Below are 21,223 nucleotides of genomic sequence, written 5' to 3' on the forward strand. Positions count from 1 at the left end.
GGATCCCTCCCCCGCGAGATAGGGTTGAGTTTTGAGGGCAATTATAGCTGCTATTTTTGGCAGCTAGGATTTGTCAAAAGCCGCCTTTGGCAGGCCAATCGCCGACCACTGCACGCAACGACGGCCCTGGTCATCCTCTAAGGCCCCCTCGCGGCGATAGGAAAAGAAATCCTGAGGCTGGCCAAAGGTGCAATGAGGACTGATGGCGATGTGCTCCGGCGGGATCCCCTGAGCTTCGGCCTGGGCGCGGTTGATCCAGCGCAGATCCAGGCGCACCTTACCCGGCAGAGGATCTGGCCAGAGGGCAGGTTGTGGGTCTACCCCTGAAGGCAGCGACTGCAGCACCTGCTCGGCCACTTCCTGAGAAACCTGGTAGGCTGGCCCGGAGATGGCCGGCCCCAGGGCAATGCGGATTTGGCTGGCAGGGATCCCCCCCTGGAGAAAGGCCTGCAGCACCTTAGTCAGGATACCGGCAGCCGTCCCCCTCCAGCCGGCGTGAACTGCGGCCACCCAGTGGGGGCTGGCCACCAAAATGGGCACACAGTCGGCAGTGCAAACCCAGGCCGAGTCCCCTGGGCGACGGGCGATCACGGCATCTGCTTCGGGACGGGCGAAACTCCCTTCCCCGACGTGAGAACCTGAAGCCCTCCCCTGGGAGAAGACAACTGCATCCGCCCACGTCCAGCGACAGCCATGCACCTGGTGGCCCCACGCAGCTCGTTCTGGGAGGAGTTGCAACTGGTCGGCCATATCGGCTGGTTGATAGGGGGAAGCTTGACGACAGCCAAAAGCATGGGGCCACCCCGCCAGCAGTTGACACTGCAGCCAACGCCATCTCCCTGCCTCTTGCCAAACCCAGCCCCCGGAACCGCTCATCGGCCTGATGGGTGGAAAGGGGATCCCTGCCGTCGGGCGTGCAGGTGGCCTAGCCGCTCCTCCAGGCAGATGCGCAGCTCGACCGGGTTGAAGAGCATCGGCAAAAAGTGAATGCTCCGGCTTTCTCGGAAGAAAAACAAAATCGGCACCGGCCGCCAGAAGATCTGCCAGTCCTGCCACTCGCTGTAGGGGAACTCGCGGATGCGCCGGGAGCCGCTGTAGACCTGCAGCGCCGTGCGGGTAAAGGCCAGCCCGATCAGACAGGTCTGTACCAGCAAAAACAGGCCAAACAACCCCACTCCCAACCCTAGCCAAAACGAGAGCCACAACAGCGGCACCGCCAAAGCCAGCACTGCCAAGCTGAGGCGGAAGTCGGGGGTCAACAGATGGGCAGAGTGGGGTTTGATCACTTTTTGCTTCTCCTCCGCTTGCCAGCTCCATTTTACGCCGCTGCCACTACCTTTCTCCGGAGGGATCCCGACTCTGGGTAAGTTGGGGGCATACCAAACAAGTTGTTTTGATGTATCCTGACAGAGCACACAGGAACGCGGCTTTTGATCATGGCCCTAACCGCATCTGACCCCAAAGCTCTCCCCAGCGGCGGCTCCCTGAGCTTTTTTGAGCGCTATCTCACCCTTTGGGTGGCCCTGTGTGTTGTTGCCGGGATCCTCCTGGGGCGATGGTTTCCGGGCGTGGCCGAGGCTTTGGATGCCTTGAGCCTCTATCAGGTCTCCCTTCCCATTGCCGTCTGCCTGTTTTTCATGATGTATCCCATCATGGTGAAAATTGACTTCGGCCAGGCAGCCTATGCTTTGAAATCTCCCAAGCCAGTGCTGTTGACCCTGGCCGTGAACTGGCTGGTGAAGCCCTTTACCATGGTGGTGATCGCCCAGTTTTTTTTGGGGTGGCTGTTTGCCCCTTGGATAACCGGCACGGAAATCATCCGCGGCACAGAGATTAGCCTCAGCAGCTCCTACATTGCCGGGGCCATTTTGTTGGGCATTGCTCCTTGTACAGCCATGGTGCTGATGTGGGGCTATCTCAGCTATGGCAACCAGGGCCACACCCTGGTGATGGTGGCGGTGAACTCTTTAACCATGCTCTTCCTCTACGCACCGCTGGGCCGCTGGCTGCTGGCCATGAGCGATTTAACGGTGCCCTGGCAAACCATTTTGCTGTCGGTGGCCGTCTATGTGGGCCTACCGTTAGTTGCAGGAGCAGCCTCCCGCTATTGGATTCTCAAAACCAAGGGCCGGGAATGGTTTGAAAAAGCTTTTTTGCGCTACCTCAACCCCATTGCCATCGCCGCCTTGCTGGTGACGTTGGTGCTTCTTTTTGCTTTTAAAGGGGATCTCATTGTGGAAAATCCCTTCCACATTTTGTTGATCGCAGTGCCTCTTTTCGTTCAAACCAACCTCATTTTCGGCATCACCTATGTGGCAGCCCAGAAACTGGGCTTGTGCTATGAGGATGCGGCTCCGGCAGCTTTAATCGGCGCCAGCAACCACTTTGAGGTGGCCATTGCAACGGCGGTGGTGCTGTTTGGCTTGAACTCAGGGGCCGCCCTGGCCACCGTCGTAGGGGTGTTGATCGAGGTGCCGGTGATGTTGATGTTGGTGGAGATCTGCCGGCGTACCGCCTTTTATTTCCCCCGCCAGCCGGAAAAGGCCAGCTTGCCCGATCCCCGCTGCCTTAAAATTAGCCCCTGAGGGATCCCTTCAGCCCATGAACCTGCCCCCGGATCGCCAACGGGAACACCAGGCCAACGAGCGCACCTTTCTGGCTTGGCTGCGCACCTCTGTGGCTCTCATTGCCTTTGGTTTTGCCCTCACCCGCTTCAGCCTCTTTCTGCAGCAGATCGAAGCTTCCAGCTCCCCCGAGCAGCCCTCCCCGAGCCACGGCCTCTTGAGTACCCAGAACCTGGGCCTCCTGTTGGTGATCTTTGGGATCCTGACAATTGGCCTTTCAACCTGGCGCTACAACCAGGTGATGCGGCAAATCGAGGCGGGCAACTTTCGCCCCAGCCGTTTTCTCGTCTGGATCATGGCTGCGGTGGTGGCCCTGTTTGGGCTGCTGAGCCTTCCCCTGATGCTGCGCCGCCCCCGCCCTCAGGAGCCTTCCCGGCTCAGCCTGCCGGAGTGAAGGGCTGCCAGCGGCTGCAATTGCCGGGCTTGCTGCTTGAGCCGCTCGATCAACTGCTTGCACACCACCTCGCACAGCTCAAAGCAGATGGGATCGGCAATTTGGTAGTAGACGCTCACGCCCCTGGGCTCGCGGCTGACGATCCCTGCCTGCGCCAAGATCTTGAGATGTTTGGAAACATTGGCCTGGCCCATGCCGGTGGCCTCTAAGATCTGGGTGACGTTCTTGGGTCCCGAGCGCAACTGACACAGGATCTGCAGCCGGCTGGGCTCCGCCAAAACCTTGAAGTAATCCGCTACGCTGGTCAGCACTTCCGGCGTCAGAGTCAACTGGCACTCGTCTTTGCCACCTTTCACGAGCTCGTCCCAATCCATAGCCTGTCTTGAGGGATGCGCTGGCTTGATTTTAACACTAAATAGTTATACAGTAGATCTAGAGGCCCGAATTGGATCGCGTTCGGGTTTTGCCAACAGACAGGAGGGCAGCATGCTATTTCGCCAACTGTTCGACACCGAGACGAGCACCTACACCTATTTAATCGCAGACCCAGACACCCGCGAGGCAGCTCTGGTGGATCCCGTTTTGGAGCAGGTGGAGCGGGACTTGAAGTTAATTCGAGAGCTGGGTCTGACCTTGAAGTACTGCTTGGAAACCCACGTCCACGCCGATCACATCACCGGCACTGGCAAGCTGCGCGAGCTGACCGGCTGCCAAGGGGTGGTGCCGGTTCAGGCCAAGGCGCAATGTGCGGATCGCTTTATCGGCCATGGGGAAACGCTGCAGGTGGGATCCATTGTCATCGAGGCCATCGCCACCCTGGGCCACACCGACAGCCACATGACCTATCGCGTCAATGGGGATCGCGTTCTTACCGGCGATGCCCTGCTCATTCGCGGCTGTGGGCGCACGGATTTCCAAAGTGGGGATCCCGGCCTGATGTACGACCACGTTACGCAGCACCTGTTTACCCTGCCAGACGAGACGCTGGTCTATCCCGGCCACGACTACCGTGGGCACACCGTCTCCACCATTGGCGAAGAGAAGCGCTGGAACCCCCGCTTTGTGGATCTACAGACGGGCAAGCTGCGTTCGCGGGAGAGCTTCATCGCCCTGATGAACAGCCTCAACCTGCCTCAGCCCAAAAAGATCCAGGAAGCAGTGCCCGCCAACGAGCAGTGCGGCCAAGTGGCAGCCGCGGTTTAGTGGGGCAAACCCTCTTGGGTGGGAGAGCCTGGCTGTAAAGCCTGCGGGGCTAGCTAGACTTCTCTGAGCCGGCGGGTCAGAAATGGGAGGGTTGAGAGTGGATCCAGAAAGTCTCTATGAGAAGGATTTCTATGCTTGGACTCAGCAACAAGCTCAATTTCTGCGGGAGCGGGCCTGGGAGAAGCTAGACCTGCCCCATTTGATTGAGGAGATGGAATCGTTGGGCAGGCAACAGCGGCAAGAGCTGCGCAACCGGCTAGGGGTTTTGGTGGGGCACCTTCTGAAATGGGAGTATCAGCCGCAGGCTAGATCTGTAAGCTGGCTTCTTACCCTACAGGTGCAGCGACAGGAAGTTCTGGATCTATTGGAAGAAAACCCCAGCTTGAGGCCCTATTTGCCGGAGGCCATCTCCAAGTCTTACTTGAGGGCGCTGCAGCTGGCCCTGGAAGAGACAAAGCTGCCCAGAAAGACTTTTCCCAAGACCTGTCCTTATTCTCCCGAGCAAATCCTGGATAGCCAGTTTTACCCCGGCGAGCCCAGCAGGTTGCTTGAGGAAGAAGGTTAGTTACCCGAGGAGGAAACCAATGACTGTAGCCCGACAAAATCCTACGCCTTCCGCTCAGCAGGAACGGGATCCCCGTCTTAAGGAGATCGACACCCTGACCTTAAAGCAGTGGCTGGATCAAGGGCGGGTACAGCTCATCGACGTGCGGGAGCCGGGAGAATATGCCGATGAGCGGATCCCAGGGGCGATCAACATGCCTCTGTCTAGCTTTGATCCGGCCAGGGTGCCGGCCTCGACGCCGGAAAAACCGGTGGTGTTGCAGTGTCGCATGGGCAGTCGCTCCATCCGCGCTGCCTGTCAGTTGCTAGACCACGGCTGGCCGGAGGTGCTTAGTCTAAAAGGCGGGATTGAGGCTTGGAAGGCTGCCAAGCTGCCCACCACCCGCACCCGCAACGCGCCCATTTCGCTAATGCGGCAGGTGCAGATTGCGGCGGGATCCCTGGTGCTCACCGGAACCCTTCTGGGGGCCTTTGTCAACCCCTGGTGGCTGCTGCTGAGTGGCTTTGTGGGCGCCGGGCTGGTGTTTGCGGGTGTAACCAACACCTGTGGCATGGCTCTGCTCTTGGCTCGCATGCCCTGGAACCGAGGTCAGGCCCTATGAGCGGGATCCCTTCCCCCCAGAGAATCCCGGCGCGCTACCTGCCCTTTACCAGGGATTCCTTGTGGTGGCTTCGGTATCGACCAGAGGATCTGCCAGGGGATCTCATTGCCGGACTGGTTACAGCCCTTCTCCTAGTGCCCCAGAGCATGGCCTATGCGCTGCTGGCCGGGCTGCCTCCCCAGACAGGTCTCTACGCCTCTATCCTGCCGGTCATCGCCTACGGCTTTCTAGGATCCAGCCGGGCTTTGTCGGTGGGGCCGGTGGCCATCATCTCCTTGCTGGTGGCCGCGGGCTTGGAGCCGCTGGCTGAGCCGAGCAGCCCGGAGTATGGCCGGTTGGCGCTGGGCTTGGCTCTAGAAGCGGGCCTGATCCAGGTAGGGGTAGGGCTACTGCGGCTGGGGTTTTTGGCCAATTTCTTGAGCCGCTCGGTGGTAACGGCCTTTGGCAGCGCCGCAGCCCTAATCATCGCCTTCAGCCAGCTCCGCCATCTGTTGGGGGTGAAGATCGCCAACACCGAGTCCTTCTGGCTGCTGCTGCAACGGCTTTGGCAGAGCCTGGAGGGGGTAAACTGGGTCACCCTGGGGCTGGGGCTGTTGGCCATCACCCTCTTGGTGTACGCCCAGCAGAAGCTCCCCGCTCAACTGCGCCGCTGGGGGATCCCACCCCTCTGGGGCCTACTTCTCACCAAGGGCGCGCCGCTGGGAGCCGTCTTCGTGACCACGCTGCTGGTGTGGGGGTTGAACCTCTCGGAAAGAGCAGGAGTGGCGGTGGTGGGATCCATTCCGGCGGGTTTGCCCCCCCTGACCTTCCCTTGGCTGAGCTGGCCAGAGTGGCGAGCTTTGCTGCCCACAGCCTTGGCCATTAGCTTGGTGGGCTTTACAGAAAGCTATGCGGTAGGTCAGTCGCTGGCCAGCCAGCGGCGGCAGAAAGTGGATCCCAACCAGGATCTAGTGGCCCTGGGGGTGGCCAACCTGGCCGCAGCCACAAGTGGTGGCTACCCCGTAACCGGCGGGATCAGCCGCTCAGTAGTTAACTTTCAGGCCGGGGCCAACAGCGGCCTGGCCTCGGTGGTCACGGGATCCCTGATAGCCCTGGCCGTGATCTGGCTGATGCCCCTGTTTACCTTCCTGCCCCAGACGACCTTGGCAGCTATTGTTTTGGTAGCCGTGTTGGGGTTGGTGGATTTTCACCCCTTGCTGCAGAGCTGGCGCTACGACCGCGGCGATGCCTTGGTTTGGCTGGTCACCTTTGCCAGCGTGCTGGGGATCGGGGTGGAGCCGGGGATTGGGCTGGGAGTGCTGGTGTCTATCCTCCTCTTCCTCTGGCGGGCCAGCCGTCCCCACATCGCCATTGTTGGCCAGGTGCCGGGCACCGAGCACTACCGCAACGTGCTGCGCCATGAGGTGATTACCGATCCGCGCATCTTGGCGGTGCGGGTGGATGAAAGCCTGTTTTTTGCCAACGCGGCCTACCTGCAGGAGTCCATCCTGCAGGAGGTAGCAGCGCGGCCAGCAGTGGAACAGGTGCTGCTGGTGGCCAGCGCCATTAACTTCGTCGACGGCAGCGCTTTGGAGGCCCTGGCCCAGTTGGTAGAACGTCTGCAGCAAATGGGGGTGGGCTTTGCCCTGGCCGAGGTGAAGGGGCCGGTGATGGATCGCCTCAAAAGGGCTGGGTTTGTGGAGAAAGTGGGCGCCGAGCGCTTCTTCTTGTCGACCCACCAGGCGATGCAGGTTCTCAAGTCTCAGACGAACTCTATGCCGGCAGCCGCTTCCGGATGAGCACAATCGGCGTTTGCTCTGCCGCATTGCCCGCCGGGTTCTTGCGCAGAGCCTGCTCCACCAGCTCCCGCTCCACACCTGGGCTGGCCGCCAAGACGTTGACTTCGCCCAGGTCGTTGGCATCCACAATGGCCACCTCGTAGCCGGTCTGGGCGTGGAGCTCGGCCACCAGCTTGGCTGGATCCCGCGGCCCCAAGACGATGAACTGGTCGTAGGGGGGCAAAGTGCCGGTGACATCGTCGATCAAGGCCGCCTGCTCCCCCGCCAGGGCGTAGAAGGCTCCGCGGATCCCCAGCAATTTGGCCAGGGATCCGACGACAAAAGCCCCCAACACCCGCCAGGCCCCCGAACAGTCGATCAACGTCTGCATCCCATAGCAGCTTGAGAGACTGGTTTTGGAAGGGAAGAAGTAGCAGAGGGTGCGGGCCAGCCAGCCGGGCTGCACCTGCAGGGGATGGCGAAAGTTGCCCTGGACGATGGCCGCCGCGCTTTCCGAGATGGCCACAATATCGCCGGGCTGGATATGGGGGCCTACGTAGTGCCGCAGCACCTCGGCTAGGTCGTCGCTGGGGGTAAGCAGATGGGTGGGAACAGGAGCCCAACTCACCAGCCCCTGCTGCTGCCAGGCCAGCTCCGGCAAGGGCTCCACTTCCTGCAAGGGCAGGATCAGGTGGCTGGTCTTCAGGGTGCGCCGTTGCCGCCCGTACTGGATGTAGTCCAACTCCAGCCAGGCCGAGCGCAAATCTGCCAGCCCTTCCCCCTCTAGCTCGATCTCGACTTCTAAGCCGGTCTGGCTTTGGGGGGAGATGATGTAGGCCTGCCAGTAGTTGTCTGGGCGGGGGGGCAGATCCGGATGGCGGGAGCGCAGGCGGATCCTACTTTGGATCCCTTCGAGGGAGCCGGCGCTGAGCAGATGCAGCCGCGGCTGCACCTGGGCCAAGGTGACCTCAAAAAGGGGGTTGAGGTTGCGGGCCACAAACTCGGCCTGGATAAGCCAGCGATGAGGGCTGAGGCGGCTGAGGCGCCAGCTCTGGGGCTCCACCAGCAGACAGTCGGCGGGGCGGGTCTTCAGCCAGTACAGCAACGTCGCCACACTTAGGAGCAGCCCGGCCACCACCTGGATCCAGGCCGAGGGATCCCAAAGCCAGCGCCCGATCCCCCAGAGGCTCAAGACCATGCCAGCCAATACGCCAGCCACCACACCTCGGCTCACCATCCGAATGGTTGCCATTGGGATCCCACTCCTTAAACCCTGCTCAAGTCTGCCCCTTCCTTCAGGCCTGCACCCTAGACTACAGGTACGCTCCCCAGCCCTAGCCATCCTACCGGGAAACCGCCAGCACCCTGTAGCGGGATCCCTATCTACACCTTCATCTCAAACAGTTAGACTAAAAATAGATTGCACCCTAAGTTTTCTGCCGCATCCTTTGGAGGTTGCCCATGGCCCAAAAACAGCAGTTCAAGAGCTTTGACGACATGATCCAGGGATCCAAAACTCCCATTCTGGTGGACTTTTACGCTACCTGGTGTGGTCCCTGTCAGGTGATGGCTCAGGTGTTGGAGCAGGTGAAGCCGCAGGTGGGGGATGCTATTTCCTTCGTGAAGGTGGATATAGATAAATACCCCAACATTGCTGCCCGCTGGGGGATCTACGCTGTGCCGACTCTCATCCTGTTCAAAGACGGGAAGCCGGTTGACCGCATCGAGGGGCTGTTGCAGCCTCGCGCCCTGGTGGAGCGGTTGCGGGCGCAGATCGGCCTGCCGGTCAGCTAAGGGCAGATAGACCTTGAGGGCGTTTTGGCAGGAGCTTGAGGCGGGGCCGGTTCTCCAAGTTCACCAGGCGGGAGAGGTGCCCTACCGCAGGGCGTGGGCTTGGCAGCAAGTCAGGTTGGCCCAGATGATCCGCGATCCCCAGGTGCCAGATGGGCTTTTGTTGCTCACCCACCCGCCGGTCTACACCCTGGGGGCGGGGGCCGATCCCAAGTTTCTCAAAAGCCTGGCTGGACAGATAGGATCTCCAGACACTCAGCCAGAGTCCCCTGTTACTGAGGGGCCGGAGATCCTGCGGGTGGAGCGGGGCGGCGAAGTGACCTACCACGGGCCGGGCCAGTGGGTGGGTTATGCCCTGCTCAACCTAAAGCGCCATAGGACTGTCTACGGCTCCCACGGCCAGCCGGATCTGCATCGCTACCTGCGCCACCTAGAAGAGGTGCTCATCCAGACTGTGGCCCACTTCGGCCTGCAGGGGGAGCGGATCCCTGGCCTAACAGGGGTTTGGGTGCAAGGCCACAAGGTGGCGGCCATCGGCATCAAGGTCTCCCGCTGGGTGACCTACCACGGCTTTGCCCTCAACGTTTGTCCGGATCTAGCTGCCTTCCAAGCCATCGTGCCCTGTGGGATCCCTGACCGGCCCGTGGGATCCCTGGTGCACTTTTGTCCAGAGGTAACGATGGCTGCCGTAGCTCCGGTGCTGGTGAAGTCCTTTTGTCAGGTCTTTGGGCTGCAAGCTCAGGAAGTTTCCTTATCAGAGTGGTTGGGAGAACGCAAGTCTCTAAAGACTCAAGGCTAATCCACCCCCAACTGGCGCAGCAGTTGCTGCAGGATGGCCTGGTTGGCAAAGTTGCCGCTCTTGGAGAAGAGAGCCAACGCCTGGCGAAAGTCGGCCATCGCCGCTTCTCGATCCCCCAACTGAAGATAGGCCACGCCGCGGCTGAAGTAGGCTTCTGGAATTCGCGGATCCAACTGAATGGCCCGCTCCGCATCGGCCAGAGCTTCTTCCGGCTGGCGCAACTGGTTGTAGACGTAGCTGCGGTTCACATAGGCCGGCGCATAGCTGGGATCCAACTGCACCGCCCGATCCAGATCCGCCAGGGCAGCTACGGGATCCCCGCGCAGCAACTTGAGGGATCCCTGCCAGTTGAACTCGGAAGCGGTGTTTGGGGCCGAGGTCTTCTCAGGAGGAGGTCTATTGGCTAGAGTGAGGGCGGGGGGATGTTACAAGGAAAGCTTCTGGAATAGATGAGCCACCGGCAGGGCAAATCCTGGAATAACCTCTTCACCTTCTAGAAGATCAACCGATTTCAGGAGGCGGTCAGGCTCTTGAGAGCTGCGATACACCAGGACGTAGTGCTCGCTGGGGTGAACCAGCCAAACCAGGCGGCTGCCATTTTCAAAGTACTCCACCAGCTTGTCATGAATTTCTTCAACCGTATTGCGGGGGGAAAGCACTTCAACAGCCAGATCTGGAGCGCCTTCCAAAAATCCTGTGGGCAGTTCAGCCATGCCCTGCAAGCGTTCTTTAGCAAAAAAAGAGATGTCAGGGGAGCGCCAATTTCCACTCTTCATCTTAAAAGCAGTGCTGGAATCTAAAACGATCCCCAGCTTGTTGGACAAAACGTAGGGGGTCAAAGCTGCCAATAGGAGGCTGCAGACATAACCATGGAGTGCCCCCGCGCTTCCCATATCAATTGGCTTCCCATCAACAATCTCGTAGCGATGTCCCTCCCTGGACAACGCCATGAATTCTTCGGCTGTCCAAGCTCTTTTTCCCTGAGTTGGCACAGCTCCGACGGTCATCTGCAAACTCCTTGCTGCTCCTTCGACACCGCAAGCCAAGCCCGCAGGGATCCCCCAGCGGCTTTTCCTCGAGGGGGGACGCCAAAGGCTAAAATGGCTTAGATCATCCTACTGTACCGACGGAAAAGGCACCTTGATCGAGCGCTACACTCTGCCCGAAATGGGCCAGATTTGGTCCACTGCCCACAAGCTCCAGACCTGGCTGCAGGTGGAGCTGGCTGTCTGTGAAGCGCAAGCGGAGCTGGGGCGGATCCCGCAAGAAGCCCTGCAGGAGATCAGAGCCAAAGCCGCCTTTGACCCGGCGCGGGTTTTGGAAATTGAGGCGGAAGTGAAGCACGATGTTATTGCCTTCTTAACCAACCTCAACGAGCACGTGGGCGAGGCAGGGCGCTACATCCACCTGGGCCTGACCAGCTCGGATGTGTTGGATACCGCTCTGGCCCTGCAGCTTGTGGCCTCGGTGGAGATCTTGCAAGCCCGCCTGGCCGACCTCATCGCTGCTATCCGCGACCAAGCTCGGCAGCACCGCTACACCCTCATGATCGGCCGCACCCACGGTGTTCACGCCGAGCCGATTACCTTTGGCTTTAAGCTGGCAGGGTGGCTGGCCGAGTGCCTGCGCCATCAGGAGCGGCTGGAACGCCTGCAAGAGGTGGTGGCAGTGGGCAAGATCTCGGGGGCAGTGGGCACCTACGCCAACGTGCCTCCCCAGGTGGAGCAGTTGGCCTGCGCTCGCCTGGGCCTGAAGCCCGATACAGCCTCGACACAGGTAATCTCGCGGGATCGCCACGCTGAATACGTGCAAACCTTGGCTTTGATTGGCTCTTCCCTAGAGCGCTTTGCTACTGAAATCCGCCACCTGCAGCGAACAGAGGTACTGGAGGCTGAGGAGTACTTTGCCCCCGGCCAAAAGGGATCCTCTGCTATGCCCCACAAGCGCAACCCCATCAAATCTGAACAGCTAACCGGGATTTCCCGCCTCCTGCGGGGGTATGCCCTTCCGGCTCTGGAAAACATCCCCCTTTGGCATGAGCGGGACATCTCCCACAGCTCGGTGGAGCGGGTTATCCTGCCCGATGCCTCCATTCTCTGCCACTACCTGCTGGTGAACATGGCCGACCTGGTGCGCCACCTGCAGGTTCACACCGGCAACATGGAGCGCAACCTCAACATCTATGGCGGCGTCATCTTCAGCCAGCAGGTGCTTCTAGCCTTGGTGGAGAAGGGCTTGAGCCGGGAGGAAGCTTACCGCCTGGTGCAGGAAAATGCTCATCGCGCCTGGAACCAGCCGCAGGGGGACTTTCGCGCCAATCTGCTGGCGGATCCCCGGGTGATGGCCCACCTGAGCGAGGCAGAACTGCAGGACTGCTTTGATCCCCAGCGCCACCTAACTCACCTAGACGAGATCTTTGCCCGCCTGGGCATTTGAGGATCCCCTATGGTTTGGCAGCGGCAGCACGTCTTGGGCTTGGCGGATTTTACTCCCGAAGAATACCAGATGGTTTTGCAGACCAGCGCCAGTTTCCAGGAGGTGTTGACGCGGCGGTTGCCCAAGGTGCCCACCCTGCAGGGGAAGGTGGTGGTGACGCTGTTCTTCGAGCCTTCCACCCGCACCCGTTCCAGTTTTGAGCTGGCGGCCAAGCGCCTTTCGGCCGATGTGCTCAACTTTTCCCCAGGCACCTCTTCCTTGAGCAAAGGGGAGACGCTCTTGGATACGGCCCGCACCTTTCTGGCCATGGGATCCGATCTCTTAATCGTTCGCCATGCCCAGGCAGGAGTGCCCCAACAATTAGCTGCCGAGATCGACCGCCGTGGATCCCCTGTGGGCGTTCTCAATGCCGGGGATGGACTGCACGAACATCCCACCCAAGGTTTGCTGGATTTGTTTACCCTCTGCAGCCATCTGGATCCCCGGCGTCCCCGCCTGGAGTTGCTGCAAGGGATCAAAATCGCCATTGTCGGCGATATTCTCCACTCGCGAGTGGCCCGCTCCGATATCTACGCCCTGGTGGCCGCCGGAGCTGAGGTTCACTTAGCCGGCCCTCCCACCCTGTTGCCCAAAGATTTTGCCCATTTTGTGCCCGGCCACACGCTCCCTGTCCATTGGCAGCTGGAGCCTGCCCTCGAAGGGGCGCGTTTTGTTATCACCCTACGCCTGCAGCAGGAGCGCATGGGCGAGTTCCTTCTCCCCAGCCTGCAGGAGTACCATCACTTCTTCGGCCTCACGCGGCAACGACTGCGCCTGTGCCACCCGGATGTCAAGCTTCTGCACCCCGGCCCGGTCAATCGCGGTGTGGAACTCAGCTCCGAGGTGATGGAGGATCCCGGCTTGAACCTGATTGAGCAGCAGGTCACCCACGGCGTGGCGGTGCGCATGGCCCTGCTGTACCTCATGGGGGGCGGGCGGATCCCAGCTTAGAGCCCAGATCTTTCTCTGCTCGGGGAACATGTAGAGCTGCCCCACGTCTGGAGTGTTGAAGTCCATCTCCTAGCTAATTCTCTCTGTCAAAACTGTCAAAAGTCGGAAGAAGCTCTGGCCAGAGCTTTTCCCGCCCTGCTGAAATCATGTCCAAGCTTGCCGAGAGGGGGGTAACATCTTTGTATCAAATTTTACACATCTTGGATCTGGATCGAGTTTTTTTGCAGCCGTCTAAGCTTAGCTCTTATTCAAGTTGTGTCCGTTTGATTGGTTGTCAAATGAGATAGAAGTTCAGCAGCATAAGCCTTTTCGCGGATCCTGGGCTCCAGGATCCTGATTTTGCTGAAATCCAAACTGGCCAAGACCACCAGATGGAAAATCGAGGTTTGGAAACGAGCCAGCACACTCAAAAATATCGATTTTTCTCTTGACTTAACCCAAAGTTAACCTTTAGATATCCTTCTGTTAACTTTGAGGTTATAGGGTTGAAGGTGTTGATTCGCCACAGATATTACCCATGCGAACCCTGCTTTCTGCTTTCTCCCTCACCGCTCTAACAGTAGGATTTCTAACAGCGACCTCGGCTCAAGCCCAAACCGTGCAAATCTCCGGGGCGGGCGCGACCTTTGCGGCTCCTTTGCTGCAACGTTGGTTTGACGCCTACAACCGCACCGTAGACCCCACTGTGCAAGTCAGCTATCAGTCTGTCGGTAGTGGTGCTGGCCTAGAGCAGGTGATCAATGGCACTGTGGACTTCGGCGCTTCCGAGGCGCCTTTCTCCGGTGCTCGCCTGGAAAGCTTCCGAGCTAAATACGGCTATGATCCCCTACAGTTGCCTCTGGCGGGAGGGGCCATCGAGTTTGCCTATAACCTGCCCGGCATTGAAGACGGAGAGCTCATCCTGAAGCGGAAAACCTACTGCGGCATCGTGACCGGCGAGATCACTCGCTGGGACGACATTCGCATCAAGGCCGAGAACCCAGGTATAGCAAACAAGCTGCCACCCCTGGACATCACCTGGGTACACCGCTCTGATGGTTCTGGGACTACCTTTGTGTTCACCAACCACATCAGAACTGTCTGCCCTAATTGGACAGCCGGTGCTGGTACTTCTGTCGAGTGGCCTGTTGGTATTGGAGCCCAAGGGAATGAGGGCGTAGCCGCCACCATCAAGCAGGAGCCAGGGGCGATTGGCTACGTGAACCAGTCCTATGCCAAGCTGGAAAAGATGGCCACTGCTCGCTTGGAAAACAAAGCGGGCAACATTGTTGAGTTCTCGACTGAGGCAGCTACCTCGGCGCTGGATGCTCCCATTCCTGATGACTTTGCGCTGTTGGTGCCCGACCCTGAAGGGCCAAATGACTACCCAATCGTGGGCTTGTTCTGGGTGATGCTGTACCGCGAGTATCCCGATCAGCAGAAGCTGACCAAGCTGGTGGAGGCTCTGAAGTGGACCCAGGGGCCAGAGGGTCAAGCCATCACCAAGGAGCTGGACTACATCCCTATGCCTGAGGCGGTTATCCAGCGGATCTTTGCAGAGCTGGATTCCATCACCGTTAACCCCAATGCGGTGCGATGACTGGGTTGCAGCCTGAACTCCACTAGAGTGGAGCTGGTGGCCGGCTGAGGAGGCAGATGAGGCTTTCTCGGTCGGCTGCTGGGGTTACCTTGCACGGTGGGATTTTTAGGAAAGATTTTGAACCGAAGATGATCATGGGAGAGAGGCTATGACTTCAGCGGCTACGGGTTATGGTTCACCGCCAAACCCGGATATCGATGTTGACATTGAGAAAAAGGCGAGCCTGTCTCGGGCTGTTGATGTGGGCTTTGTCCGCCTGACGCTGGCCTTGGCAGGGTTTGCCGGCATTATCCTCATCTGGGTGATTCTTCAAACCACCGAAGCGGCTCTGCCGGCGATTCAGCAGTTTGGCTTGGGCTTCCTGGTTACTACCCGCTGGAACCCGGTGGAAAACATCTACGGGGTGCTACCACAGATTTATGGCAGTTTGGTAACCTCTCTGGTGGCTTTGATTTTTGCCATCCCTCTGGGCATTGGCACTGCCATTTTTTTGACGGAAGGTTTTGCCCCCAAGTGGGTAACGGCGCCGATTGGCTTTGCCGTTGAGCTGATCGTGGCCATTCCCAGTGTGGTGCTGGGGCTATGGGGGATCTTTGTGCTGATTCCAGCAGTGCGGCCCATCTTTCGAGCCATTAACCAGACGCTGGGTTGGATCCCTTTCTTGGGTGGCCCGGCTCCGCGGGGGCCCAGCTTGTTGATAGTGGCTGTGGTGCTGGGGATCATGATCTCTCCCATCATCATCTCCATTACCCGCAGTACCTTTGAATCTCTACCACGCAGCCTAAAAGAGGGCGCTTTGGCTCTGGGGGCAACCCGCTGGGAGACCCTCTTAACGGTGATGATCCCTGCCGGCCTGTCGGGCATTGTCAGCTCGATCATGCTGGCGCTGGGACGGGCCCTGGGAGAGACCATGGTAGCGGCCATGCTTTCCGGCAACGCCAACCGCATCAATATCTCCCTAATGCAGCCGGGATCCACCATTACTGGCTTGATTGCCTCTCAGTTTGGCGAGGCAGGACGCTTGCAGGTTTCGGCTCTCATGTATGCCGGCGTGGTGCTGATGGTGCTGACGTTATTGGTCAACATTGTTGCCGAGATCATCATCCGCAAGTTTCAAAACTTGGAGCAGTAACTTGGGAAGCAGAAAGAAGATAAAGGAGCACTGTTATCATGTCCGACTCAGCACAGCTTGCCCCTGAGAAGGTTGACATCGACATTACTCGTGCCGCCATTGCCCCTGTCCGCAATTACACAGGCATTGTCCTAACCCTGCTGAGTGGCCTCTCTGTGGCGGTGATCATAGCTTCCCTATCTTGGGTGCTGTGGGATGTGGGCAAGGAAGGCATCCAGCGGATAAATTGGGATGTCCTCACCCAGACCCGCTACCCTGCCCCTGGCCTGGCGGAAGGGGGCTTTGGTCACGCAATTGTCGGCAATTTAATGGTGCTGGCTACGGGGGCGGCTTTGAGCTTTCCCTTCGGCATCTTGGCGGCAGTGTACTTGTCTGAATTCGGTCGCGGCACCCGCTTGGCTTATCTGGTTAAGTTTTCCTGCAATGTGCTCACGGGGGTACCGGCCATTCTCTGCGGCCTGTTTGCCTATGCTGTGGTGGTGAGGGGATCCGGCTTTTCGGCTTTCTCGGGAGGGGTGGCTTTTGGCGTGCTGATGCTGCCGATTGTCCTCCGCTCCACCGAGGAGGCGTTGCTGCTGGTTTCGCCCGACATGCGCTTGGCTTCCCTTGGCCTGGGCTCAACTCGCTTTCAGACCACAATGCGCGTTGTTTTGCCGGCAGCGGCACCGGCCATCGTAACCGGGCTAATCCTGGCTTTGGCCCGAGCGGCAGGCGAGGCTGCACCTCTGCTCTTTACCGCCTTTAACAACAATTTCTGGTCTACTGATCTCTTTGGCCCGGTGGCTACCTTGCCGGTGATGGTCTACTTTTTCTCCATCATTCCCTACAGGGTGCAGCAGCAGCTGGCTTGGGCGGGCGCTTTGGTTTTGTTAGCCACTGTTTTGGCGGCCAGCTTGATCGCTCGCTTTTTGGTGTACAAGACCAGGAAATAGCCTGAGGATTCTCAACAAAGTCTTGAATCGAACTCTTCGTCGAACTCTAGCTCTTTCTGTGAGTGCTGCCATGCAAACTCAATCTCTTAACCAGACCTCTTACGTTTTCAGGACCGAGAACCTGAATGTCTACTATGGCTCCAATCTGGCTGTAAAAAATGTTACTCTGGACATCCCAGCCCGACAGATTACTGCGTTTATCGGCCCTTCCGGCTGTGGCAAAAGCACGATCCTACGTTGCTTCAACCGCACCAACGATTTGATCCCCGGTGCTCGTGTAGAGGGCAAGCTCACCTACCACGGCAAGGATCTCTACGCCAAAGAGGTCGATCCGGTGGCGGTGCGGCGGCGTATCGGCATGGTCTTCCAAAAGCCCAATCCCTTCCCCAAAAGCATTTACGACAACGTGGCCTACGGCCCGCGGGTGCTGGGGATGAAGGTAGACTTGGACGAGGTGGTGGAAACCTCGCTGAAACGGGCTGCCCTCTGGGATGAAGTCAAAGACAAGTTGAAAGAAAATGGTCAGTCGCTGTCGGGAGGGCAGCAGCAGCGCTTGTGTATTGCCCGCGCTCTGGCGGTGCAGCCGGATGTGATTTTGATGGATGAGCCCTGTTCGGCACTGGATCCCATTTCCACCCGCCGCATTGAGGAGCTGATGAAGGAGCTGGTACAGGACTACACCATCATCATTGTCACCCACAACCTGCAGCAGGCCGGCCGCGTCTCGGATATGACGGCTTTCTTCAGCGTGGAGCTGGTGGGATCCAACCGTGTGGGCGAGCTGATTGAATTTGACAGAACTGAAGTCATCTTCAACAGCCCCACCAAGCAAGCCACAAGAGATTATGTGGAGGGCCGCTTCGGCTAATCGACCTGGCCGGACAGGGATCCTTCCCATACTGTTCTCTGCAAACCCTTTTGCAGGCAATTTCTGCCGATGATGGAGTCTGAAGAACCGTTGCACCCAAATACGGATACCTATGATCGTTGCCGCTCCTGACAAGCTGCAGGCTTTGCGTTCTGACTTAGAGGGTATTGAGATCATCACTGATCCGGCTCAGGTGGCCAAGTTGTCGTTGGATTTTTACCACTACAGCCCCGTGCTGAGCCGACAACTGAGCGACAAGCGGGGAGATTTGGTGGTGCGCCCCGCCGATGAGGCCGAGGTGATGCGGGTGGCAGCGGCCTGTGCCAGGCTGCGGATCCCGGTTACGGTGCGCGGTGCCGGTACCGGTAATTACGGCCAATGTATCCCGCTGGCCGGGGGTGTGATCCTGGACATGGGCAAGCTCAACCAGGTGCTTTGGGCAAAGCCGGGCTTGGCGCGGGTGCAGGCGGGGGCCAAGTTGATGGCCATCGACAAACACACCCGGGAGATGGGCTGGGAGATCCGCATGGCTCCTTCCACCTATCGCACGGCCACCATCGGGGGGTTCATTGCCGGCGGCAGCGGCGGCATTGGCTCTGTGACCTACGGCCAATTGCTGGATCGGGGCAACATCTTGGGGCTGCGGGTGATCACAGTCGAAGAGGAGCCGCGGGCCCTGGAGCTGCGGGGAGACGACGTGTTTAAAGTCAGCCATGCCTGGGGCCTCAATGGGATCATCACCGAGGTGGAGATTCCGCTGGCGCCTGCTTATCCTTGGGCGGAGCTGGTGGTGGCCTTTCCCCCTGAAGTGGGCTTTATGCCCTGTGCCCATTTTGGCCAAGCCCTGGGCGATGCCGATGGGATCCTCAAGAAATTGGTCAGCCTGCACGCTTGGCCGATCCCCAGCTACTTTGCACCGCTGCGGGGTCATTTGCCAGAAGGATCCGCTGTGGCCCTGTTGATGGTGGCCGAATGCAGTGTGGAGCCGCTGTTGGAGCTGATCCGGGAACATGGGGGCCAAGTGGTTTACAACAAAACGGCCCAGGAGGCCAGCAAGGGGATCTCGCTGGGGGAATTTTCTTGGAACCACACCACCTTGCACTGCCGCAGCGTGGATCCCAGCCTGACTTATTTACAATCGGCTTTTCCCGCCGATCGGGAGCTGAAGCTGGTGCAGCACATGTACGAGTATTTTGGCGACGAAGTGCTGATGCACCTGGAGTGGATTCGCATCAACGGGCAAGCTACCCCTGTCGGCCTGCAAATTGTCCGCTTTACCACCGAAGAGCGCCTGAACGAGATCATGCGCTACCACGAAGAGCAGGGAGTATTTATTGCCAACCCCCACACTTTCATCATCGAAGACGGCGGGCGCAAAGTGATGGATCCGCGCCAGATTCGTTTTAAAGAAGAAGTGGATCCCTATGGGTTGCTTAATCCGGGCAAGATGCGCACCTGGCAGGAGCGCGCCTCTGCTTGAGGAATAGCAACAGTAGCACAGCAATTGGCCTTGGTCTATCTATGTTGCCGGTATTTAATGCATAATCGATTGCCTGTGTGAGACAAGACCAGGCCAGAACTGTGGGGTCAGTACTGTGGGAATGCTGTCCACCGTTAAATGCTTTGTGGTGTGGACTGTCAAACTTCCGGCAGCCAATCTTCTGCAAGCACCAACTCTGGAGAGTAGGGACAGACATCTGGAAATGTCGAGATTTCTATCCCCGTTTGCCTGGCTGCTTGGCGGCGCGCCCGTTGATAACTCTCTTCAAGTTGCTCTATCAGATAACCTTTTAGGCTGGGGCTATCTTCTATGGCCAATCCGATTTGGGTTCGCGCATCTGTAATGGAATCTAGCCAGCTATCTGAACGGCGCTGAGGTTGATATTGCCACTTGAGTAGATGCAGCAGAAGGCGAGTTAATTGACTGGTAATCCCTCGTCGTTCGCTCTTGCCCAAATTCTCAACCTCTTCAATTAAGTGTGTTAGGTCAATTTCATGCCAGCGCCTTTCCCGCAATAGCCGGGTTGTTCGGTCAATCCACAAGTTAAAGTCTGTCGAGTATAGATTGCTCATAGCTTTGTCCTGCTGAAAAATAGGGTCGCGATAATTATGAAATCCAGACTACGTCCTTCTTGAGTTTACTACAATAAAACCTGTAACACCTGAGTTCTCAACCGTCTGGGAGCAGAGTCCTCTGGTGATAAACCTTATCCAGGCAACTCTTTCTATAGTCATTTCGATTTAAAGCAGGACACTGCACCCACACTTAAAGTGCACCGAGCCGGAAGGCTTTTCAAGGACTCCGTCCCGCTGGCGCGATCAGGAGCCCAGGCGTCTTACCCTAAACTGAAGCAACTATATTTGACGAATATTTGACGGAGAGTGGATGGAGAGGGTGTCCCTGTGGAGAAAGGTTCAAACAAACGCTTTAACTGCCATAGTAGTTGATGGCTAAAGCTCCCACCAGAGTAAGCTGAAAGACCAAGATCACGAAGTAGAAAATGGCGCGGGGCTTGAACAGAGTGAGCATCAAGCCTATGGCTTTCAAGTCTACTATCGGCCCAAACACCATAAAAGCCAACAGGGATCCCGGCGTGAAGGTGGCGGCAAAGGAGAGGGCGAAAAAGGCATCCACCGTCGAGCAGATGGAGATGATCCCGGCCAGGGCCATCATGATCAGGATTGAGAGCAATGCATCTTGGCCATAATCCAGCACAAACGAACGCGGGATCACCGTTTGAATCAGGGCCGCCATCGCCGAGCCCAAGATGAGCACGGATCCCAATTCGCGGATCTCCCTGGCCCAGGTCTGCAGCAGGAGAACTCCTTTTTGTCCCCTGGAGGGAGAAGGCGCAGCGGCCAGAGCAGAGCGATACACATCTTCAGCCGTTTGTAAAGTGGCCAGGGATCCGCCAGAGGCCCCTTGAGCAGGGCTCTGGGATCCAATCCAGAAGGTGCCCCCCTGCAACAACGGCGAGCGGGAGATGTTCTTCGGATCAGCTTCTTGGGAGCAATTGCGCTGCAGCTCCCGCCAGACTGACGGCTGCAACAGAGGCTGGAAATCCTTTTGCAGGCTGAAGATCAAGCCGACGACAACCGCAATGCCGAAGGAAAAGAGAACTCGGTAGATCACCAGCTCCGGCATGGAGCGAAAGGCAATCCAAGTGGAAAAGATCACCACCGGGTTAAACACCGGCGCCGCCAACAGAAAGGCCACCGCCACGTGGGGTGGGATCCCTTTGATCACCAGTTGACGGGCCACCGGCAGGTTGCCACACTCGCACACCGGGAAAAAGAATCCTAAAGCGCCACCGGCCACCGCGCTGCCGATTTTGCCTTTGGGCAGGAAACGGGCCAACTGGGATCCCTCCACAAACACCGCCATCAGCCCCGAAAGGAACACCCCCAAGAGCAAAAAGGGCATGGCCTGCACCACGATGCTCAAAAAGAGGGTGAACCCATCGCGCCAGAGAGGAGAATCCAAAAGGCTCAACGCACCACCTCACACCAATTTGGGCTCTATTGAGTTGGGATCCCGGCCCAGCGCCCTGT

Annotated in this window: 23 protein-coding genes; 15 read left to right on the top strand and 8 right to left on the bottom strand. The window is 58.5% G+C overall.

Annotated elements, in window-relative coordinates; translation table 11 throughout:
• Window positions 1-63: 63 nt before the first annotated feature.
• Both pgeF and CYA_RS08105 read right to left on the bottom strand, forming a co-directional pair.
• The gene (gene pgeF, locus CYA_RS08100) at window positions 64-876 is read right to left on the bottom strand and encodes a peptidoglycan editing factor PgeF (protein ID WP_011430546.1); all 813 of its coding nucleotides are present in this window, start codon (window positions 874-876) and stop codon (window positions 64-66) included.
• Complete coding sequence (locus CYA_RS08105; RefSeq protein WP_011430547.1) at window positions 873-1,286, bottom strand: DUF3119 family protein; 414 nt, start codon at window positions 1,284-1,286, stop codon at window positions 873-875. The genes pgeF and CYA_RS08105 overlap by 4 nt, the downstream gene beginning before the upstream one ends.
• A gap of 150 nt (window positions 1,287-1,436) precedes the next feature.
• Between CYA_RS08105 and arsB the strand changes: the two genes are divergently transcribed.
• Both arsB and CYA_RS08115 read left to right on the top strand, forming a co-directional pair.
• Entirely contained in the window at window positions 1,437-2,585 is a 1,149-nt protein-coding gene (gene arsB / locus CYA_RS08110; protein ID WP_041439078.1) for an ACR3 family arsenite efflux transporter, read from the top strand.
• A gap of 16 nt (window positions 2,586-2,601) precedes the next feature.
• On the top strand, window positions 2,602-3,018 hold the full coding sequence (locus CYA_RS08115) for a YidH family protein (RefSeq protein WP_011430549.1): 417 nt from the start codon (window positions 2,602-2,604) through the stop codon (window positions 3,016-3,018).
• Here CYA_RS08115 and CYA_RS08120 read toward each other — a convergent pair.
• Window positions 2,985-3,392: an ArsR/SmtB family transcription factor gene (locus CYA_RS08120; RefSeq protein ID WP_049749757.1), complete on the bottom strand. Its 408-nt coding sequence runs from the start codon at window positions 3,390-3,392 to the stop codon at window positions 2,985-2,987. The genes CYA_RS08115 and CYA_RS08120 overlap by 34 nt on opposite strands.
• A 112-nt stretch (window positions 3,393-3,504) precedes the next feature.
• Here CYA_RS08120 and CYA_RS08125 point away from each other — a divergent pair, with 112 nt between their 5' ends.
• The 4 genes from CYA_RS08125 (at window position 3,505) to CYA_RS08140 (ending at window position 7,165) form a co-directional block, all read left to right on the top strand.
• Window positions 3,505-4,221, top strand: coding sequence for an MBL fold metallo-hydrolase (locus tag CYA_RS08125; RefSeq protein WP_011430551.1), 717 nt, complete (start codon window positions 3,505-3,507; stop codon window positions 4,219-4,221).
• 97 nt (window positions 4,222-4,318) lie between these two features.
• Window positions 4,319-4,786 (top strand): DUF29 domain-containing protein, encoded by a 468-nt coding sequence (locus tag CYA_RS08130; protein WP_011430552.1) that lies wholly within the window; start codon window positions 4,319-4,321, stop codon window positions 4,784-4,786.
• 19 nt (window positions 4,787-4,805) lie between these two features.
• Window positions 4,806-5,387, top strand: a complete 582-nt coding sequence (locus CYA_RS08135) for a rhodanese-like domain-containing protein (RefSeq protein WP_011430553.1) — start codon at window positions 4,806-4,808, stop codon at window positions 5,385-5,387.
• A 59-nt stretch (window positions 5,388-5,446) separates the two neighbouring features.
• Window positions 5,447-7,165, top strand: coding sequence for a SulP family inorganic anion transporter (locus CYA_RS08140; protein WP_228375228.1), 1,719 nt, complete (start codon window positions 5,447-5,449; stop codon window positions 7,163-7,165).
• Here CYA_RS08140 and CYA_RS08145 read toward each other — a convergent pair.
• Window positions 7,140-8,396 carry a coenzyme F420-0:L-glutamate ligase gene (locus CYA_RS08145; RefSeq protein ID WP_228375229.1) on the bottom strand — a complete coding sequence of 419 codons (1,257 nt, stop codon included), beginning with the start codon at window positions 8,394-8,396 and terminating at the stop codon, window positions 7,140-7,142. The genes CYA_RS08140 and CYA_RS08145 overlap by 26 nt on opposite strands.
• A gap of 209 nt (window positions 8,397-8,605) precedes the next feature.
• Between CYA_RS08145 and trxA the strand changes: the two genes are divergently transcribed.
• On the top strand, window positions 8,606-8,938 hold the full coding sequence (gene trxA / locus CYA_RS08150) for a thioredoxin (RefSeq protein WP_011430556.1): 333 nt from the start codon (window positions 8,606-8,608) through the stop codon (window positions 8,936-8,938).
• Between the two features lie 13 nt (window positions 8,939-8,951).
• Window positions 8,952-9,734 (top strand): lipoyl(octanoyl) transferase LipB, encoded by a 783-nt coding sequence (lipB, locus tag CYA_RS08155; RefSeq protein ID WP_011430557.1) that lies wholly within the window; start codon window positions 8,952-8,954, stop codon window positions 9,732-9,734.
• Here the strand turns inward: lipB and CYA_RS08160 are convergent.
• Window positions 9,731-10,063, bottom strand: a complete 333-nt coding sequence (locus CYA_RS08160) for a tetratricopeptide repeat protein (RefSeq protein ID WP_011430558.1) — start codon at window positions 10,061-10,063, stop codon at window positions 9,731-9,733. The two genes, lipB and CYA_RS08160, sit on opposite strands and share 4 nt — an antisense overlap.
• A gap of 96 nt (window positions 10,064-10,159) precedes the next feature.
• Window positions 10,160-10,741, bottom strand: a complete 582-nt coding sequence (locus tag CYA_RS08165; RefSeq protein ID WP_011430559.1) for a Uma2 family endonuclease — start codon at window positions 10,739-10,741, stop codon at window positions 10,160-10,162.
• 133 nt (window positions 10,742-10,874) lie between these two features.
• On the opposite strand from CYA_RS08165, the gene purB reads away from it, so the two are divergent.
• From purB to CYA_RS08200, 7 genes are all read left to right on the top strand, one after another.
• On the top strand, window positions 10,875-12,170 hold the full coding sequence (gene purB, locus CYA_RS08170) for an adenylosuccinate lyase (RefSeq protein ID WP_011430560.1): 1,296 nt from the start codon (window positions 10,875-10,877) through the stop codon (window positions 12,168-12,170).
• A 9-nt stretch (window positions 12,171-12,179) separates the two neighbouring features.
• Window positions 12,180-13,160: an aspartate carbamoyltransferase catalytic subunit gene (locus CYA_RS08175; RefSeq protein ID WP_011430561.1), complete on the top strand. Its 981-nt coding sequence runs from the start codon at window positions 12,180-12,182 to the stop codon at window positions 13,158-13,160.
• 517 nt (window positions 13,161-13,677) lie between these two features.
• Window positions 13,678-14,739, top strand: a complete 1,062-nt coding sequence (pstS, locus tag CYA_RS08180; RefSeq protein ID WP_011430563.1) for a phosphate ABC transporter substrate-binding protein PstS — start codon at window positions 13,678-13,680, stop codon at window positions 14,737-14,739.
• 148 nt (window positions 14,740-14,887) lie between these two features.
• On the top strand, window positions 14,888-15,871 hold the full coding sequence (pstC, locus tag CYA_RS08185) for a phosphate ABC transporter permease subunit PstC (RefSeq protein ID WP_011430564.1): 984 nt from the start codon (window positions 14,888-14,890) through the stop codon (window positions 15,869-15,871).
• A gap of 38 nt (window positions 15,872-15,909) precedes the next feature.
• Window positions 15,910-16,803, top strand: coding sequence for a phosphate ABC transporter permease PstA (gene pstA, locus CYA_RS08190; RefSeq protein ID WP_011430565.1), 894 nt, complete (start codon window positions 15,910-15,912; stop codon window positions 16,801-16,803).
• A 70-nt stretch (window positions 16,804-16,873) separates the two neighbouring features.
• The gene (pstB, locus tag CYA_RS08195) at window positions 16,874-17,671 is read left to right on the top strand and encodes a phosphate ABC transporter ATP-binding protein PstB (protein WP_011430566.1); all 798 of its coding nucleotides are present in this window, start codon (window positions 16,874-16,876) and stop codon (window positions 17,669-17,671) included.
• A 112-nt stretch (window positions 17,672-17,783) separates the two neighbouring features.
• Window positions 17,784-19,151: an FAD-binding oxidoreductase gene (locus CYA_RS08200; protein WP_011430567.1), complete on the top strand. Its 1,368-nt coding sequence runs from the start codon at window positions 17,784-17,786 to the stop codon at window positions 19,149-19,151.
• A gap of 158 nt (window positions 19,152-19,309) precedes the next feature.
• On the opposite strand, the gene CYA_RS14145 is transcribed toward CYA_RS08200, so the two are convergent.
• Both CYA_RS14145 and CYA_RS08205 read right to left on the bottom strand, forming a co-directional pair.
• Window positions 19,310-19,744 (bottom strand): DUF29 domain-containing protein, encoded by a 435-nt coding sequence (locus tag CYA_RS14145; protein WP_011430568.1) that lies wholly within the window; start codon window positions 19,742-19,744, stop codon window positions 19,310-19,312.
• A 355-nt stretch (window positions 19,745-20,099) separates the two neighbouring features.
• On the bottom strand, window positions 20,100-21,155 hold the full coding sequence (locus CYA_RS08205; RefSeq protein WP_011430569.1) for a permease: 1,056 nt from the start codon (window positions 21,153-21,155) through the stop codon (window positions 20,100-20,102).
• Window positions 21,156-21,223: the final 68 nt, after the last annotated feature.

This window comes from Synechococcus sp. JA-3-3Ab (assembly GCF_000013205.1).
GTDB lineage: Bacteria > Cyanobacteriota > Cyanobacteriia > Thermostichales > Thermostichaceae > Thermostichus.